Below are 17,039 nucleotides of genomic sequence, written 5' to 3'. Positions count from 1 at the left end.
CCCGAAGAAGCCGGCTTCGGAACGAGAAAAACATGGCGATCTGCCTCGTGACGCTCGCCACGCGGGCGGCGATCGACGGCGGCTTGAACCCCGAGACGGCCTACACCGCCAGCGACCTCTGGATTCAGCATATCGAGGAGTTGAAGGACGCGGACGAGGTCATCAAGGCCGGCCAACAGATTATGTTCGATTTCGCCGACCGCGTCGCCCGCCAGCGTCTGTCCCGTCATTCGAAGCCCGTCGTCGTCTGCCAGAACTATATTTTCAACCGCATCTACGAACCGATCGCGCTCGGCGGCCTCGCGCAAGCGGCCGGCGTCCATCCGGCGTACTTGTCGAAGCTGTTCAAGCAAGAGGTCGGGATGACGGTCACCGAGTATATCCTGCGGCAGAAAGTCGAAGAAGCCAAGAAGCTCTTGGCTTTCTCCGACGCTACGCCGCTGCGCGCCGCCAATCTGCTTAATTTCCACGATCAGAGCCATTTCACGAAAGTGTTCAAGAAATATGCCGGCGAAACGCCGAAGCAGTACAAAGACCTTTTTGTCTGAAGCTCGCTGCCAAGCCGCGGCGTAACGAAGGCCGGTCTTCTCTTCTCGAGAAGACCGGCCTTTATATTCGCTCATTCATTCCGTTTTCGACTGCTCTTCCCCAAAGCGGCCCATCTTTTGTCGTAATCCAGTCAGGTATCAATCTCCCTGCTTTCTGCGATATTCGGACGGCGAAATACCGTTGCGCTTTTTGAACGCCTTACTGAATTGGTAGAGGTCGGAATAACCGCAGGCCTTCGCTATATCCGTGATAGAATCGCCCGTGAATCGGAGTCGGCGGACAGCATGCTCGTTGCGAAGCTGATCCAGGTACTCCTTGGGACTGCACCCGTACCGGGCCGCGAAGGTTCTGCGCAAATAGACGGGAGAGAAACCGGTCTGCTCCGCCAATTCGGTAATGCGAAACTCCGTGGCAAATCCCGTGTCCAGTTTCTCCTTGAACCTGCGAAGCGCCGCTGCTATTCCTTCCTCGCCGCTGTGCCTTCCGCCTGCTTCCGCCGCCTCGTGCACCTCTTGCACCAAGCGATACCAGACAGATTTCACTCTTGCCTCTCGCACGAGATCCCCGGGTACCCATTCTCGCTCCGCCTCCCGGAGAAGTCCCCCGATCTTTCCCATACGCTCACTCTGTAAAGGCATAAGAAATGGCAGCCGCAGCCGTTCAATAGGCTCCGGGGCATCCCATCCATTCTCACTCTTCCTTAGCGAAGCGCAATCGAAGAGCAGCATCGTCATTCGAAGAGGATGCGCCTCGGAAGACTTCATGTAGAGAGGCAATCCGGGCCAAAGGTACACCAACGTGCCTGCCTCTACTTCCCGATCCTCCTCCTCGCAACGGAAAATTCCCTTACCGCTATAGATATAGTAAAAGGTATGCCCGGATACGGTCTGCCGGATGTCCTCCCAGCCTGGCAGCGCCGGCTTGTCGAGTACCCAATGGATATGCACCACCATATTTCCCAAAGCATATTCCATAAGTCTTCCTCCTATAAATCTCTTTTGTATCATTTATGATAAACGATTAGGATTGTTTTTGCCATTGTCCCTCCGTTGCGATCGATGCTACACTCCGAACATAAAGAACATAAATGATAGATGAATCGTAGAAAAAGTATTGGAGATGATGATTGTGATCCGAACGTTTCAACAGCATCGACTTCGGGAATGCCAATTGCTTGACGGATTATGGGATTTCGTTTTTGATAAGGACAATATCGGGTTCTCTGAAGGGTGGCACACAAATTTTCCTTCCGGCCACGATCGCTTGCCGGTGCCGGCCTGCTGGAATAATGAGCTCGGCAAGTTCGACTACGAAGGGGTGGCATGGTATCGCACTCGGATAACACTCGAGGAAAGCAGCCATCTCCGTCTTCTGTTCCACGCCGTGCTGGGACATGCCGATGTGTACTGGGACGGAAACCACCTGGGATACCATTACGGTGGATATACCCCTTTTGACTTTACGATCCCTAACGTCGCTGCCGGGGTTCACGAGCTCGTCGTCCGCACGAACAGCACGCTGGAGCGCAATACGATACCCTACCACATTGTGGACTGGTTTCATTACGGCGGAATGATCCGGCCCGTGGAGCTTCAGCTCCTGCCTGATGTCTCGATCGAGGGTATGCGTATCACCTATGGCATGACAGGAGATTCCAGTGCTGACATCCAGGTTAAGCTCAAGCTCCGTTCCATGTCGGATACCCCTGTCGAAGTGCCCGTATCCCTCTATCGGAACGGGGAGATCTTCCACGCTGAAACCGTTTACCTTCATGCCATGGGAAGCACGGAACTAAACGTGGAACAGGCCTGGTCCGGGCTCCGGCGATGGGAACCGGAGGATCCCGCTCTCTACATGATCAGAGCCGTTGCCGGCCGGGATGACCGGGCAGACCGCATCGGGTTCCGTACGGTAGAGACCCGAAACAAGAAAATTCTGCTGAACGGCAAGGAGCTCTACCTTCAGGGAGTTAACCGCCACGAGGAGCACCCGGAATGGGGCTTTGCTTTCCCCAACAAATTGATGACCAAGGATCTGGATATTATCCTGCAGATGGGATGCAACGCCGTACGCGGTTCGCATTACCCCCAGAGCGAATACTGGCTCGATCTGCTGGATGAGCGAGGCGTGCTCTTCTGGGGCGAGATTCCGATTTGGGGCGCCGCATTCCCGGCGGAGGTCACGGACGACCCCATCTTCGTACAACGTGCGTTAACGATGATGGATGAGATGATCGAACGGGATCTTCACCATCCCTCGATCCTGTTCTGGTCTATCCATAATGAAATCGATACGCGCTCCAAGCAGGCCTATGAGCTGTCCGTCAAGATGACGGAACTCGTAAGAAGCAAGGACCAGTCAAGGCTTGTGGCTTATGCCACCATGCACCCTATGAAAGACATCTGCCTTGGACTTTTCGACGTTATCGGAATTAACTATTATGGCGGATGGTATTTCGGACATGTCGAGTTCGAGGAGATGCTTGAAACCTTCCATGAGCGCTGCAAGGAATATGGAGCCGAGAACACCCCGGTGCTTATGACCGAATTTGGAGGAGCAGGGGTATATGGCGACTCCGGCTGGGAACCCCGTCTATTCAGCGAGGACTACCAAGCCGATTTGCTCAGCAAGTCCCTGAAGCTCTTCCGAGACGACCCGAAGATTAGCGGTACTTACGTTTGGCAGTTTGCAGATACTCGGGCCGACCTGCAGAGTCGTCGCCCCCACTTTAGGGACCGCGCACGCTCCTTCAACAACAAGGGGCTGGTCAACGAATATCGCAAACCCAAGCTTGCCTATCGTGTGGTCAAGAGCATATACACGGACCAGCATGATCCCTTCGGCTGGGGCTCTACGCTGCAATGATCGCATAAGGGTTATCTCAGGAGGGATGGCCCCCGGATTAAGGCTCGTCATTCCAAATGGATTCCTATCATGATTTAGAATGGGGTGGATAATTTGTTCATGTCAATGAGGAGAAAGATGAGTGGGTTTGCAGCTGTATTCATTATCCCGGCATTGTTTGCGATTGCTTTAGCCGCGTGCACCGGAGGGGAATCAACACGGTCAACGGGATCAACATCAGAAGAACAAGATTCAACGGAGCAGACTGAACCATTAACGAAAATAACGTATTGGGTGGAATTGTTTCCGGATGCTGCCGCCATAATGAAGAGTTACGGAGAGGTTACCGCTTGGAAGGAAATCCAGGCTAAAACCGGCGTACAAATTGAATTCCAGCATCCCGCGCAAGGTCAGCTCGGAGAACAATTCAACTTAATGGTCGCATCGAATAAGCTGCCCGATGTTGTTGAATATGGATGGAACAGTTACCCTGGAGGAGCCCGGAAAGCGATCAGGGACAAGAAAATCATCCCCCTAAACGATTATTTGGATAATGCCCCCAACCTAAAAAAGCTGTTAGAAGATCATCCGGAATGGAGAAAAATGATGTCTACGGACGATGGCGATATCATTGGCTTCCCGTTCATTCGTGAGGATGTCACGCAGCAAGTGTTCCTGGGACCTGCAATACGGAAGGATTGGCTTGATAAATTAAATTTAGCCGTACCGACAACAATTGACGAATGGTACACCGTTTTGAAAGCGTTTAAAGAACAGGACCCCAACGGCAATGGTGCAGCGGACGAAATTCCGATTCTAATTCCTGCAGGGGAATTAGCTTTCGCTGGCGCCTTCGGGACGCCAAACGATTTCTACCAGGAGAATAATACCGTCAAATACGGTCCAATTGAACCGGGGTTCAAGGAATACCTGGCCACAATGAACCAATGGTATAAGGAGGGCTTGCTCGACAAGGACTTCGCGACAACGGACAGCAAAATGAAAGATGCAAAAATTACGGGCAATCAGGTTGGTTCGACGGTTTTGTTTCTCAATGGCGGAATCGGAAAATATATGGACTTAATGGCGCAAAGCCAGCCGGAATTCCAGATTGTCGGAACCCCCTATCCGACATTAAATCCTGGCGCAAAGCCGGTATTCGGATATCTTGACAATTCCGTCACGGGCATCTTCGCGGCGGTAACCGGGAGCAACAAAAACGTTGTTGGAACCGTAAAATTCCTGGATGACTTGTACAGTGAAGAAGGGAAGCTCATCATGAACTTCGGAAAAGAAGGAGAAACGTACACTTTAGTTGACGGCCAGCCAAAGTATACGGACGCTGTATTGAAAAATCCGGACGGATTGCCGATTTCCCAAGCCTTTAGAAAACATATCATGGGCGCTACATCAGGTCCTTTTGTGCAGGATGTGCGTCACACAGAGCAGTATACGACCAAACCGGAACAAAAAGAAGCCATGGAGCTTTGGTCAGCCCCAGCACATGAAAAAAGAATGCCTCCGGTTAGTATCGCCGTAGAAGATAGCAGCCGATACGCCTCGATCATGACCGACATCAATACGTATAAAGACGAAATGATTTTGAAATTTATTATTGGAGCAGAACCGCTGGATAAATTCGATGAATATGTAAAGGCGTTAAAAGGATTAGGAATCGAAGAAGCGCTCCTCATTCAGCAAGCAGGATTAGAACGCTACAACAATAGATAAGCATCGCCAAATCCGGAGTATGGCGGGTCGACGGCTTGCCATATTCCATGAATCTGGGAGGGATAAATTCCGTGCCTGATTTGGACAAAAATTTGGTACAAGCAGCAGCCGGAATACCGGTGGAAAGCAAAAGGAGTATCATAAAAAAGGACTTGATTCGGAATCGCTACATCTATCTTATGCTTCTTCCCGTTATGGCCTATTATGCCATTTTTCATTACGGACCCATGTACGGTCTGCTCATTGCTTTTAAAGATTATGGTATAGCAGACGGAGTTTGGCGAAGTCCTTGGGTCGGTTTCACCCACTTTCACCATTTTTTTGAAAACCCTTACTTTTGGCGGCTTATTCGAAATACGGCTTTGATCAATATCTATGAATTGCTGTTTGCGTTTCCCGCCCCTATCCTATTGGCTCTATTGCTTAATGAGCTTCGTCGTATCGTCTTCAAACGAGTCGTACAGACGATAAGTTATCTCCCCCACTTTATTTCGATCGTGGTTGTCGCGGGAATGCTTGTCGATTTTGTTGCGCGCGATGGTCTGATCAATAACATCCTCGGCTTGTTCGGAATGGAGCCGATCGCTTTCCTTCAGGAGCCGGGATGGTTTCGTTCCATCTATGTATCCTCAGGTATTTGGCAGGGAGTTGGCTGGGGGTCTATCATCTATCTCGCCGCAATGTCCACGATTGATCCTACCTTGTACGATGCGGCTCGTATCGACGGTGCAGGCCGTTGGAAGCAAACCTTGCATGTAACCATTCCAGGCATCATGTCAACGATTGTCATCTTGTTTATTCTTAACATTGGGTCAATGCTTTCCGTTGGAAGTGAAAAAATCATCCTGCTGTACAACCCGCTAACCTATGAAACGGCAGACGTCATTTCAACCTATGTCTACAGAAAAGGCATTCTTGGAGCCGATTTCGGGTACTCCGCTGCCGTCGGTTTGTTCAATTCGGTCATCAGCTTCATTTTGCTTACTCTCGCCAATACGATTAGCAAACGAGTAAGCGAACACAGGTTGTGGTAAAGGGGGATCGACAGTACAAATGACATTTAAACGATCACTGGGTGAACACGTATTTTCATGGTTTAATATCTGTTTGATGTTATCGCTTTGTTTCGTTACGCTTTATCCATTTATTTATATCCTCTTCGCATCTCTAAGCGATCCTACGGAGATGGCCCGATTTCGCGGCATGTTATTCTACCCGCAGGGGTTTAGCTTGGATGCCTATAAAGCGGTACTGGAAAATCCCATGGTTGCAACCGGCTACCGGAATACGCTCTTCTATGTGACGGCAGGTACAGTCATCAACTTGATTATGACTACGCTCGGCGCCTATGCCCTCTCCCGTCGTAACGTTTATTTCAAAAACTCCATTATGCTCATTATCGTTATCACGATGGTGTTCAATGGGGGACTTATTCCGTCTTTCCTGCTGGTTAATAACCTTGGCATGTTAAATACGCCTTGGGCGCTTCTCCTGCCTGGAGCAATCAGCTCGTTTAACTTAATCATTATGCGAACCGCATTTCAAGGCATTCCCGTAAGTTTGGAGGAATCCGCACGCATCGACGGAGCGAATGACTGGATCATTCTGAGCAGGATAATTATCCCGCTTTCTCTGCCCGTGATTGCCGTCATGATTTTATGGTACGCCGTCGGTCATTGGAATTCGTATTTCAGCGCATTGATCTATATGCGTGATCGGGATTTGTTCCCTCTTCAGCTGGTGCTTAGGGAAATTCTTATTTCAAACAGTACGGATAATATGATGACCGGAGCGGCGACCGGCGATCGTCTGGATATTGGGATAACGATTAAGTACGCGACGATCATTGTATCTACATTGCCAATTCTGGTCCTGTATCCGTTTCTGCAAAAATACTTTGTGCACGGCGTTTTGATCGGTGCGCTAAAAGAGTAGAGCCCGTTGGGCGCAAAGGTGGAGCAGTGGTACAAAGACTGGTACAATGAAAACAAAAGCAAGCCGATCTATTAGGAAATGCTCCCAAACCAAATTGATACGCAAGGACGTGAACTCGGATGAACATTATATACATGCATTCCCACGACACAGGCCGATACATTCAGCCTTACGGCTATCAAGTTCCGACGCCGAACCTGATGCGGCTGGCACGGGAAAGCACCCTGTTCCGTCAACAGTTTATCGGCTTCGGATAGCGACTACGAATAAATAGCAACAATCCGTGACGTGCAGCCGTTCCTGTCCTTATCGCTGCACGTCGCGGTGCAACAGCAGACACGCCATACTGAACGAAGAACAGCACGAACAATTGGCTGAATGGCTGATCCATAGACGGCTGACGGCCTGCGGATATCGGCTTTGAGGCGCGTGAAAAATACTCCTACCATTTTATTCTTAACTTGAGAAATGTTTTGTTCAACTCCTCCAAGTAGCTTGTCCCGTTTCATCTCCTCTACGACAAAGATTCATAACAGCAAGCTCCTCCTCCGTTGGCAGACAAGGAACCTTTCTTTCGCAGCACGATGAATATCTAGCAGCTTGCATAAGCTGTCCGCCAAAAATTCCGCAGTTTGAAAGCATGAATCTTCAAAAACTGGTAGACTGGGCAAACCAAACCTGCCATGACGGCTAAAAATTAGATCGCTATTTTCTCGCTTCTGATTTTGATCCATGCAACCCCTCCTTCAGCCGGGACGATAAGAATACAAATTTGTGACCGTGATCCTCCAATATGTGAGAGGCTTAGGCATTCGGCCCGCCTACTACCGCTTGCAATTATCATGATATTGATAATTTGAATTAACTTCTAACTGAATTTTGATTATAATTGACTCCATATTCAAGGGAATGTCTCCCTCTGCCTTCATACGCCGGCCAGACTTGGCTTCGGTCTCGAACGGCAGCATGCTACTGCGCTCGCAGCTCTCATAAGGAGGAAAAAAATGTACAAAGTGCTGATCGTGGACGATGAGGTTTTTGTTCGTAAAGGACTAATTGGACTGATGGACTGGTCGCAGCTGAACTTTGAAATCTGCGGAGAAGCGGAGAACGGAGAGCAGGCTCTGGAGCTTATCGAACGGTTGACCCCCGAGCTGGTCATCGTCGATATTCGCATGCCGGTGCTTGACGGCCTGGAGCTCATCCGACAGGTCAAGACCGAGGGCTTGCACCAGCCCTTGTTCGTCATTCTTAGTGGCTACCCCGATTTCTCCTACGCTCAACAAGCGTTCCGTTATAATGTATCCGATTACATTCTGAAGCCGGTGGATGAGCAGGAGCTGACGGCCGCGCTCAAAAAAACCGCCCATACGCTCAATCAGAAGCAGCTATTGCTTATGACGAAAGAAAAGCCTCTTGTCGCAACCGTCATTGAAAGTCTGCTGCAATCGGAGCCCGACGAGCAGGTTCTGGCGAGTATCGTCCATTCGTTGGAGATGCCCCTTGCATCGTCGTACACGTATGTCATTGTGGAGATTCAGGACCTCCTTCCGAATGGGACCGTCGATTATATGCCTGCCCTTCAGTCCTGCCTGATGCGATTTTTCCAACAAGAGGGACAAACGTTGCTCCTTCATGTACGCGCGTACAATCAATATGGGCTTATCGTGCCTCAGCTGTGGATGAGCAAGCAGATTACGGATGAGCGGACAACCTATGCCAGGCTGCTTTATCTCCTGGAGAAGGAGTTAGTCACGACTATCGCGTTGTTTATCGGCTTGAGGGCCGATCATTTAAAGCAAATCTCTTCTTCCGGCGCCAGTGCCGAGGAGTGTTTGAATTACCGATTCACCAAGGACTTCGACCGTATTTTTATTGCATCCGAGCTGCGAGAGCTCCCGCTCTATTATTTTGACGTTGATGAAGAGCTGCACGGCAGGCTGATGTATGAAGTTGAAGCCAATCGACAGGAAGGATATGCGCCTGCCATCGAATCGATTTTCATGGTATTCAAGGAGCGGCACTTCGCTCACGGAGCGGTTACAAATACGATAAGACGCATTCTGATTGCGGTCATTAATCTCATTCGACAATTGGAGGGGGATGAAAAGGAGCTTGCCCTTCTGGAAGATCTGCTCGATTGGCAGAAGAAATATCGGAATTCCAGTCAGCTTAAAGAAGTCTTTTTGCAATTTATAGAGGAAGCCGCCGCTTATATCGCCGGCAAGCGGGGAGAGAAAAGCGAAGGCAATATCGAAAAAATAAAAAAATATATCGACGGCCATTTCAGAGAAAACATTTATCTCAAAGGGATTGCCGCCGATTTTCACTTGAACCCGGTATACCTGGGACAGCTGTTTCGCAAACAGTACGGCGTCTACTTTAATGAATACCTGCTGTCGCTTCGCGTCGAGGAAGCAAAACGGCTGCTGCGGCAGACGAAAAGACGCGTGTATGAAATTGCCGAGACGGTTGGTTTCCATAACGCGGATTACTTTGCCACTCAATTCGAAAAGCTGGAGAACATGACGCCAACGGACTATCGCAATAAAATGTTCCATTCCAATTGAGGAGGCCTCCCTTGTGTTCAACCTTCGCTTGCATCATCTGAAGCTCAGGAGCAAACTGATCTTTATTTACGTCATATGCGTGTTCATCCCGATCGTGTTAACGAATGTGATCTTCTACCAAGTGACGACCGCGAATATCAAAAATCAGAAGACGGCAGACGCGGAGCGCGCCATTTCCTTGCTCCAGGCCGAATTAGGAGTATTAATCGACGATGCTGCCGGCATTTCCTATTTGTATTCCATCGATACGGGGCTCAATCATCACTTAAATACCGACCATGCTTCGTTCGATCAATATATCGAGTCCCTTTCCGCCGTTTCGAATTTGTTTAATCGCGCCAACAAGGAGTATAAAACGATCAGCTCCGTCAGGATCATGAGCGACAATCCTACGATTCTGGCCTCGGCGGATATTATTAAGCTGGATGATGAAATTCGAGAGACAGACTGGTTTCGTCAAATTAAAAACCATAACAATACGTATCCGCATTTGTATGTGACGCACAACAGCATCAGTATCATCCAGAAGCTGCTGGATCACCGATTTAACGCTTACGAGAATGTCGTGAAAATCGACTTGAATATTAAATATGTGAATCAATTGCTGGATTTATCGGGATTCGAAGGTGATATATACATTCTGGATCCCGCCAATCAAGCACGGTACGGCCGATTGGCGAACGGCACGCCCAGCGAACTGATCACTGCGGATCGGACACTGGGCATGGAGGAGATACCCAAGCCGAATAAAACGATTGTCATCGCGAAGCAATATCAAAAAAACCGTTATTTGGGGATCTGGACGGTTTACGGCGTGCTCGACGAAGAAAAAATATTATACGATGTCAGACAATCAGGCCAATTTATACTATGGCTCGCCGGCATTAATTTCCTTGTTCCGACCATCGTCATCATGATTATTTCCCGCTCCATCCATAAGCGGATACAGAATATTTTGAAGCATATGAAATCGATAAAGGGCAAGAACTTTGAACGTATCCCTTATTACCGGGAACGGGATGAGGTCGGAGAGCTTGCCGTGGAATTTAATCGGATGAGCGAAAGAATCGAAAATCTGATAAATGATGTGTATGTAGCCGAAATTCAAAAAAAGGAATTGGAGCTGCGGCAAAGGCAAGCCCAGCTTCATGCGTTGCATAGTCAGATCAACCCCCATTTTCTGTTTAACGCGCTGGAAACGATCCGGATGCGGAGCCTCATGAAGGGCGAAGCCCAGACAGCGAAGACGATTCAAAATATGGCCAAAATCTTTCGTAAATCGATTCTGTGGAAGCGCAGCTTCGTTACGATTCGCGAGGAGCTCGATTTGATCGAAAGTTTCCTTGAAATTCAAAAGTATCGCTTTGACAGCAAGCTGGAGTACCATATCGAAGTCGATCAAGCTGTAATGGATATCGAAATCCCGAAAATGGCCTTCCTGCCATTTGTCGAAAATGCGAGTATTCACGGCATTGAGAATATACCGGGCATTGGTTATATCACCATTCAGATTGCACAGGAGCAGGGGCAAATCATATTTAGAATCTCGGATAACGGAGTAGGCATGGATCAAGCCAAGATGGATGAACTTCATCGATACATTGGCGAGGATATGGCCATGGGGGATTCCATCGGCATAAAAAATGTCTTGACTCGTCTAAAAATATGTTACGGAGAGTCGTTTAGCTTTGACATTGTAAGCGAACAGGGCAAAGGTTCACGGATCACGCTACGATTGCTAAATTCTTAACTATTCAAAGATCGATATAAGGTTTGCCGTATAACAAATGTCTGCTCTTTCTCCTATACTGAAAGTGCTTACAATCATAGAAAGAAGAAAGGGGCTTTTGAAATGCGTAAGAAAAAGTGGCTGAACACCAGCCTCGCCGTTATAACGGCCGTGTCACTCCTGCTTGCCGGTTGTTCATCAAACAATAATGATGGAGGAAGCAAAACCAATACAAACGCCAACGATTCGACAGACGGAAATGCTGTAGACAATACAGATCCGGTAACGTTCAGTTATTTCGGCTTCGGAACAAACATCGACGTTATGGCTAGCGAAACGACAATCGGCAAAATTCTTCAGGAACAAACCGGCGTCGACTGGAAAATGGAATACGTCGTTGGCGATCCTAGCACGAAGGCAGGCGTTATGATTGCCGGCGGCGAATACCCCGATGTTATTTCGCCTGTTGGCGAGCTTTCCAAGCTTCTGAATGCCGGCGCTTATATCCCGCTCAATGATCTGATCGAGAAGCATGGTCCTAATATTAAGCGTGTTTATGGCGAATACATGGACAAGATTACGCATGAGGACGGCAATATTTATATCCTTCCCTTTACAGCCAACGTTGGCGGCTATTTGAATGACCCGGATGCAGGCAGCAACATCTGGATTCAACGCCGCGTGCTGAAGGAATTCGGTTACCCTGAAGTCAAGACGCTGGATCAATATTTTGATCTGATCGTCAAGTACCAGGAAAAATATCCGTCCGTAGACGGAAAAGAAACGGTGGGCTTCGTAACATTCGCCGGGGAGCAAGGCCAATTCTATACCATTACTAACGCCCCTATGCATCTGGCCGGCTACCCGAATGACGGCAATGTCCTGGTCGACATGGAAACGCACGAAGCCAAGCTTTACATGGCTACCGAGCACGAAAAGAGATGGCTGAAAAAGCTGAACGAAATGAACGCAAAAGGATTGGTGGATCCGGAGACCTTTACGGCTAACGGCGACCAATTCAAGGCCAAGCTGACCTCCGGACGCGTGCTCGGCTTTGTCGGTTACATCTGGCAAATGGCCGATGCGATGAACAACCTGAAGACTGCCGGCAATGACGATCTGCGTTACGTATCGCTCCCGATCGTATTCGACGAAAGCATTACGGACGCCTACATGGATCCTCCTTCCTTCGTTAACAACCGCGGTCTTGGTATCAGCGTAAGCGCCAAGGATCCAGTGCGTATTATTAAATATTGGGACAACCTGTTGAAAGAAGAGAATCAAAGGCTGGTTCAATGGGGTGAGGAAGGCGTCACTTATTCCGTCAACGAAGAAGGACGTTTCATCATGAGCGCAGAGCAACTAGCTAACCGCAATGACAATGAGTTCAAGCGCAAATACGGATGGGCTTACTTCGATTATGAATGGCCGCGTTACGGCGACAACTCGGTCTATGAAGACGGAAACGCGCATCTGCCAGCGAGACAGCCGGAAGTAGCCAATGTCAACTATACGGACGGCGACCGCGAGCTGCTTAATGCTTATGGCATTGAAACGTTCTCCGGGTTCTTCGCCCAGCCTGTGGAAAGACCTTGGTACCCTGCTTGGAGCATCGAGAAGGAGCAAGGTTCGCCTGAACAAATTTTCAACCAAAAGGCGGGAGATCTACAACAGAAGTTCTATCCTAAACTGGTATTCGCCACGGAAGCGCAATTCGAATCCGTATGGAACGATTATCTTGCCGAATTCGGCAAACTGGATGCCGCCGGCTTCGAGAAATTCATGACCGACAAGGTTAAAGCTCGCATTGCGGGAGTCTGGTAATTAAAGGCTTCATACAAATTGGATAGGAAACCGGGAAAAGCGAAGCCTCCTTCGCTTTTCCCTTCTAAACGATGGATAGACAGACTAGATCTGCCGGAAGGGAGACGAATCAGGTGGAGAAACATGCGGTGCAGCTGAGAGGATCGACTGCTGACGATTCGCGCTTAAGAGCTTTTTTCAAGGTGTTATCCAGACAGAAAATGCTGATGCTGATGTCGTTGCCTTTTCTCGCATGGGTAATCGTATTTAAATATGTACCCCTTTGGGGCTGGACGATTGCGTTTCAAAAATACAAGCTGGCTAGAGATTTATTCGACCAGACCTGGGTTGGTTTGGATAACTTTGCTTTTTTGTTCAGGGAAGAGCAGTTTTACTTGGTCTTGCGCAATACGCTCGTGATGAGCTCCGTTAATCTTGTGCTCGGATTCGTAACGGCTATCCTATTGGCGCTTCTTCTCAACGAGCTTCGGAGAGTTTACTTCAAGCGCACGGTGCAAACGATCAGCTATCTGCCTCACTTCATTTCATGGGTCGTCGCGGCGAATATCGTTCAAACGGCGCTTGCTCCCGAAGGTATCTTTAACGTGCTTCTTCTCCAATTGAATATTATCGATAAACCCGTCTTGTGGTTAGGGGTCGGCGAATATTTCTGGGGTATTCTTGGCGCAACTGAAGTGTGGAAAAACGTGGGCTGGAATACCATTATCTACTTGGCGGCAATCACGACGATAGACCCTACCCAGTACGAAGCGGCGGAAATCGACGGCGCGTCGCGCCTTCAAAGGATGTGGCATATTACGTTGCCAGGCATAAAACCCGTCATTGTCATTTTGCTTATCATGAATTTAGGCCATATCCTGGAATCCGGATTCGAGCCGCAGTACTTGCTTGGCAATGGCATGAATGTTGAATATTCGGAGAATCTTGATATATTCGTATTGAAATACGGGATCCAAATGAATAACTTTGGTTTGGCGACAGCTGCGGGCATGTTTAAAACCGTGGTCAGCTTCATCTTCCTCATCGTTGCCAACAACCTCGCCAAACGTCTTGGCGAAAGCAGATTGTATTAAAGGAAAGAAGGCATACGCGATGTCAAAAACCAAATCCAAGCGTTATTCGTCGATGGGAGATCAAATTTTCGATGTTTGCAACTACATCTTTATGTTTGTTTTAATCCTATTCACCTTGTATCCCTTCATTAATATGTTAGCCTTGGCGTTTAACGATGCGAACGACTCCATTAAAGGCCACATCTATTTATGGCCGCGCGATTGGACGATTCAAAACTTTCAGTACGTCTTCAGTGAATCCAATATCTTCTTCGCGACCTTCATCTCCGCTGCCAGGACGATCGTCGGCACGGTCATCTCCGTCTTTTGCACGGCGATGCTGGCTTATACGATTAGCCGTTCCGAGTATGCTTTAAAGAAGTTCGTATCCATTACCTTCATCTTTACGATGTACTTCAGCGGCGGCTTGATTCCGAGTTACCTGCTCATCAAAGAGTTGAATATGTTGAACAGCTTTTGGGTCTATATTATTCCTGGCATTATCGGCGTATTCAATATGATCGTCATCCGCTCCTTCATCGAAGGCCTGCCGGAGGGCATTATGGAATCGGCCAAAATGGACGGAGCCGGCGATTTTATCACCTTTGTACGGATTGTGCTTCCGCTGACCGTTCCGGCTCTTGCCACGGTATCTCTGTTCGTTGCCGTATACCAGTGGAACTCCTGGTTCGATGTTTTCCTATACAACTCCTCCCGACCTCATCTAAGCACCTTGCAGTATGAGCTGATGAAGATCCTGTCCACATCCAATACGACGGCATCTGCTGCCGACGCCTTTGCGAACGCGCAGGGCAACAAAACGGTCGTTACGCCGACATCCATTCGCGCGACGATGACGATCGTAGCCAGCGTGCCGATTATTATGGTCTATCCGTTTCTGCAGAAGTATTTTGTCAAGGGCATGGTTGTTGGCGGCGTGAAGGGCTAAAGGCCAAATCGATAGAAAAAACGGTACAAAAAGACCCAATCTTAACGGATTGGGCCTTTTTGATGACGAAGACCCTATGAAGGACTACGAAAATACTGCAACAACGAATTTCGATATGATTTTTGGTGCATTTTTAATCGTTTTTTCTGGAAGGGCACACTGTTAAAATATAGATTAAACGCATTGCCCTCGAATGGCTTTCCATCGTCCAGAACAGTCCTTTGGCTATTCGGTGAAGTAGGAATAGATAATAATTTACTAGAGGAAGTTAAGATTTTACTTTCAACCGTTTGCTAGAATCAGCTTATATCAAGAAATAGGAGGCAAGCCATTTATGGTTAAAGCGCAAATCGCCAAGGGTCCTTTCGAACCCACATTTGAATCGCTCTGGAAATTCGAGTGTCCGGATTGGTTCCGTGACGCGAAGCTGGGCATATGGTCGCACTGGGGCGCACAATCGGTTCCGATGTACGGTGACTGGTACGCCCGGAACATGTATTGCGAGGGTTCCGAGCAATACCGGTACCATATTCGCCACTACGGACATCCGTCTAAATTCGGCTACAAAGATATCGTTCAGCTGTGGAAAGCGGAAAAGTTCGATCCGGAATCGCTGATGGATTTGTACGTGGCCGCAGGCGCCAAGTATTTCGTCGCGCAGGCGATGCACCACGACAACTTCTTTAACTACGATTCGAAAATCCACCGCTGGAACTCGGTCAACATGGGACCGAAAAAAGATATAGTAGCGCTATGGAAAGCCGCCGCATCCAGTCGGGGACTTCCTTTCGGGCTAACCGAGCATATGGGAGCGACGTTCAGCTGGTATAAATTCAATAAAGGTCAGGATAAGGAAGGCCCTTACGCGGGTATCCCTTATGACGGCAACGACCCTGCATTCGAAGATTTGTATTTGCCGAACCGCGAGCATTACGATCCGAATAATCTGTCGTCTGAGCTAAAGCCTTGGTATACGGATAATGCTTGGTGGCATCAGCGCTGGTTCGACGTGATGAAGGAAGTCATCGATCTGTATCAGCCGGATCTGCTGTACTCCGACGGCGGGCTGCCGTTCGCCAGCGCATGGGATAGAGCGTGGGCTCCCCTGGATGACCCTCAGTTCTCAGCCGGACTGCAAGCGGTCGCGCATCTGTACAATACAAATGCAGCGGCAAACGGCGGGGTGAATCGTGCGATTTATAACCAGAAGGACCGCAGACAGGACGTTTACCGCATCGGAATCCTTGACATTGAGCGCAGCCAGGAGCCTGACATCAAGCCTGAGCCATGGCAGACGGATACTTGTGTCGGGGATTGGTTCTACCATGTAAAAACCGAATACAAGAAACCGGGGCACGTCATCGAAATTCTGGTCGATATCATTGCCAAGAACGGCAACCTGCTCCTCAATATTCCGCAGAAGCCGGATGGTACGATTGATGACGAATGCAAGCATATTCTTCAAGAGATGGCCAAATGGATTCGGGTTTGCGAGGAAGGCGTATACGGCACAAGGCCGTTCCGCGTATCGGGCGAAGGTCTTTCCCGCGTCGTCATCGACCATTTCACGGAGGACAGAGTAGCTTGGAACGCCGGCGACTTCCGTTTCACACAAAAGGGAAATACGCTGTACGCCTTCCAAATGCGGTGGCCTGAGGATCATCGCGCCGTCATTCGCACGTTGACTCCGGCAGACCAAGTGAAGTCCGTCCGGTTGCTTGGAGTAGGTGAAGTGCCATTCGAACAATCGTACGGTGCTCTGGTTGTTTCGCTGCCGGACAGTCGTCCGACTCCGTACGTTAACTGCCTGGCGATTGAGCTGAATCGTTAATCCTAAGTTTAATAGCAAAGCCGGC

Annotated in this window: 14 protein-coding genes; 12 read left to right on the top strand and 2 right to left on the bottom strand. The window is 48.9% G+C overall.

Annotation, left to right across the window (positions count from 1 at the left end):
* A partial coding sequence (locus tag IDH41_RS21105) for a helix-turn-helix domain-containing protein (protein WP_190864548.1) occupies positions 1-548 on the top strand: 548 nt, incomplete at its 5' end.
* A gap of 138 nt (positions 549-686) precedes the next feature.
* Here IDH41_RS21105 and IDH41_RS21100 read toward each other — a convergent pair.
* Positions 687-1,523, bottom strand: a complete 837-nt coding sequence (locus IDH41_RS21100) for an AraC family transcriptional regulator (RefSeq protein WP_190864547.1) — start codon at positions 1,521-1,523, stop codon at positions 687-689.
* A gap of 154 nt (positions 1,524-1,677) precedes the next feature.
* On the opposite strand from IDH41_RS21100, the gene IDH41_RS21095 reads away from it, so the two are divergent.
* The 5 genes from IDH41_RS21095 to IDH41_RS21075 all read left to right on the top strand — a co-directional run bounded on the left by IDH41_RS21095 (position 1,678) and on the right by IDH41_RS21075 (position 7,316).
* On the top strand, positions 1,678-3,414 hold the full coding sequence (locus IDH41_RS21095) for a glycoside hydrolase family 2 protein (protein ID WP_190864545.1): 1,737 nt from the start codon (positions 1,678-1,680) through the stop codon (positions 3,412-3,414).
* A gap of 117 nt (positions 3,415-3,531) precedes the next feature.
* Positions 3,532-5,124 (top strand): extracellular solute-binding protein, encoded by a 1,593-nt coding sequence (locus IDH41_RS21090; RefSeq protein ID WP_223829916.1) that lies wholly within the window; start codon positions 3,532-3,534, stop codon positions 5,122-5,124.
* Positions 5,125-5,195: 71 nt separating this feature from the next.
* Positions 5,196-6,158, top strand: a complete 963-nt coding sequence (locus IDH41_RS21085; RefSeq protein WP_317890786.1) for an ABC transporter permease — start codon at positions 5,196-5,198, stop codon at positions 6,156-6,158.
* Positions 6,159-6,177: 19 nt separating this feature from the next.
* Positions 6,178-7,059: a carbohydrate ABC transporter permease gene (locus IDH41_RS21080; RefSeq protein ID WP_190864543.1), complete on the top strand. Its 882-nt coding sequence runs from the start codon at positions 6,178-6,180 to the stop codon at positions 7,057-7,059.
* 119 nt (positions 7,060-7,178) lie between these two features.
* Positions 7,179-7,316, top strand: a complete 138-nt coding sequence (locus tag IDH41_RS21075; RefSeq protein ID WP_190864560.1) for a hypothetical protein — start codon at positions 7,179-7,181, stop codon at positions 7,314-7,316.
* A gap of 270 nt (positions 7,317-7,586) precedes the next feature.
* On the opposite strand, the gene IDH41_RS21070 is transcribed toward IDH41_RS21075, so the two are convergent.
* The gene (locus IDH41_RS21070) at positions 7,587-7,793 is read right to left on the bottom strand and encodes a hypothetical protein (RefSeq protein WP_190864541.1); all 207 of its coding nucleotides are present in this window, start codon (positions 7,791-7,793) and stop codon (positions 7,587-7,589) included.
* A gap of 270 nt (positions 7,794-8,063) precedes the next feature.
* On the opposite strand from IDH41_RS21070, the gene IDH41_RS21065 reads away from it, so the two are divergent.
* The 6 genes from IDH41_RS21065 to IDH41_RS21040 all read left to right on the top strand — a co-directional run bounded on the left by IDH41_RS21065 (position 8,064) and on the right by IDH41_RS21040 (position 17,014).
* On the top strand, positions 8,064-9,629 hold the full coding sequence (locus IDH41_RS21065) for a response regulator transcription factor (protein ID WP_190864539.1): 1,566 nt from the start codon (positions 8,064-8,066) through the stop codon (positions 9,627-9,629).
* Positions 9,630-9,723: 94 nt separating this feature from the next.
* Entirely contained in the window at positions 9,724-11,379 is a 1,656-nt protein-coding gene (locus tag IDH41_RS21060; protein ID WP_317890785.1) for a sensor histidine kinase, read from the top strand.
* A gap of 102 nt (positions 11,380-11,481) precedes the next feature.
* The gene (locus tag IDH41_RS21055; protein WP_190864535.1) at positions 11,482-13,182 is read left to right on the top strand and encodes an ABC transporter substrate-binding protein; all 1,701 of its coding nucleotides are present in this window, start codon (positions 11,482-11,484) and stop codon (positions 13,180-13,182) included.
* Positions 13,183-13,295: 113 nt separating this feature from the next.
* Positions 13,296-14,255, top strand: coding sequence for an ABC transporter permease (locus IDH41_RS21050; protein ID WP_397328345.1), 960 nt, complete (start codon positions 13,296-13,298; stop codon positions 14,253-14,255).
* A 19-nt stretch (positions 14,256-14,274) separates the two neighbouring features.
* Positions 14,275-15,183, top strand: a complete 909-nt coding sequence (locus IDH41_RS21045; protein WP_190864532.1) for a carbohydrate ABC transporter permease — start codon at positions 14,275-14,277, stop codon at positions 15,181-15,183.
* A gap of 334 nt (positions 15,184-15,517) precedes the next feature.
* Positions 15,518-17,014 carry an alpha-L-fucosidase gene (locus tag IDH41_RS21040; protein WP_190864530.1) on the top strand — a complete coding sequence of 499 codons (1,497 nt, stop codon included), beginning with the start codon at positions 15,518-15,520 and terminating at the stop codon, positions 17,012-17,014.
* Positions 17,015-17,039 lie beyond the last annotated feature (25 nt).

It is taken from the genome of Paenibacillus arenilitoris (genome assembly GCF_014705655.1).
Classification (GTDB): Bacteria; Bacillota; Bacilli; order Paenibacillales; family Paenibacillaceae; genus Pristimantibacillus; species Pristimantibacillus arenilitoris.
The sequence above is the reverse complement of the archived record's forward strand: the minus strand, read 5'-3'. Positions and strand labels throughout refer to the sequence as shown.

Excerpts from the sequence above, each read along its gene's own strand:
- IDH41_RS21065 (WP_190864539.1), top strand. The coding sequence starts at position 8,064 with ATGTACAAAGTGCTGATCGTGGACGATGAGGTTTTTGTTCGTAAAGGA.
- IDH41_RS21070 (WP_190864541.1), bottom strand. The coding sequence starts at position 7,793 with ATGGATCAAAATCAGAAGCGAGAAAATAGCGATCTAATTTTTAGCCGT.
- IDH41_RS21055 (WP_190864535.1), top strand. The coding sequence starts at position 11,482 with ATGCGTAAGAAAAAGTGGCTGAACACCAGCCTCGCCGTTATAACGGCC.
- IDH41_RS21090 (WP_223829916.1), top strand. The coding sequence starts at position 3,532 with ATGAGTGGGTTTGCAGCTGTATTCATTATCCCGGCATTGTTTGCGATT.
- IDH41_RS21080 (WP_190864543.1), top strand. The coding sequence starts at position 6,178 with ATGACATTTAAACGATCACTGGGTGAACACGTATTTTCATGGTTTAAT.
- IDH41_RS21075 (WP_190864560.1), top strand. The coding sequence starts at position 7,179 with ATGAACATTATATACATGCATTCCCACGACACAGGCCGATACATTCAG.
- IDH41_RS21100 (WP_190864547.1), bottom strand. The coding sequence starts at position 1,523 with ATGGAATATGCTTTGGGAAATATGGTGGTGCATATCCATTGGGTACTC.
- IDH41_RS21045 (WP_190864532.1), top strand. The coding sequence starts at position 14,275 with ATGTCAAAAACCAAATCCAAGCGTTATTCGTCGATGGGAGATCAAATT.
- IDH41_RS21040 (WP_190864530.1), top strand. The coding sequence starts at position 15,518 with ATGGTTAAAGCGCAAATCGCCAAGGGTCCTTTCGAACCCACATTTGAA.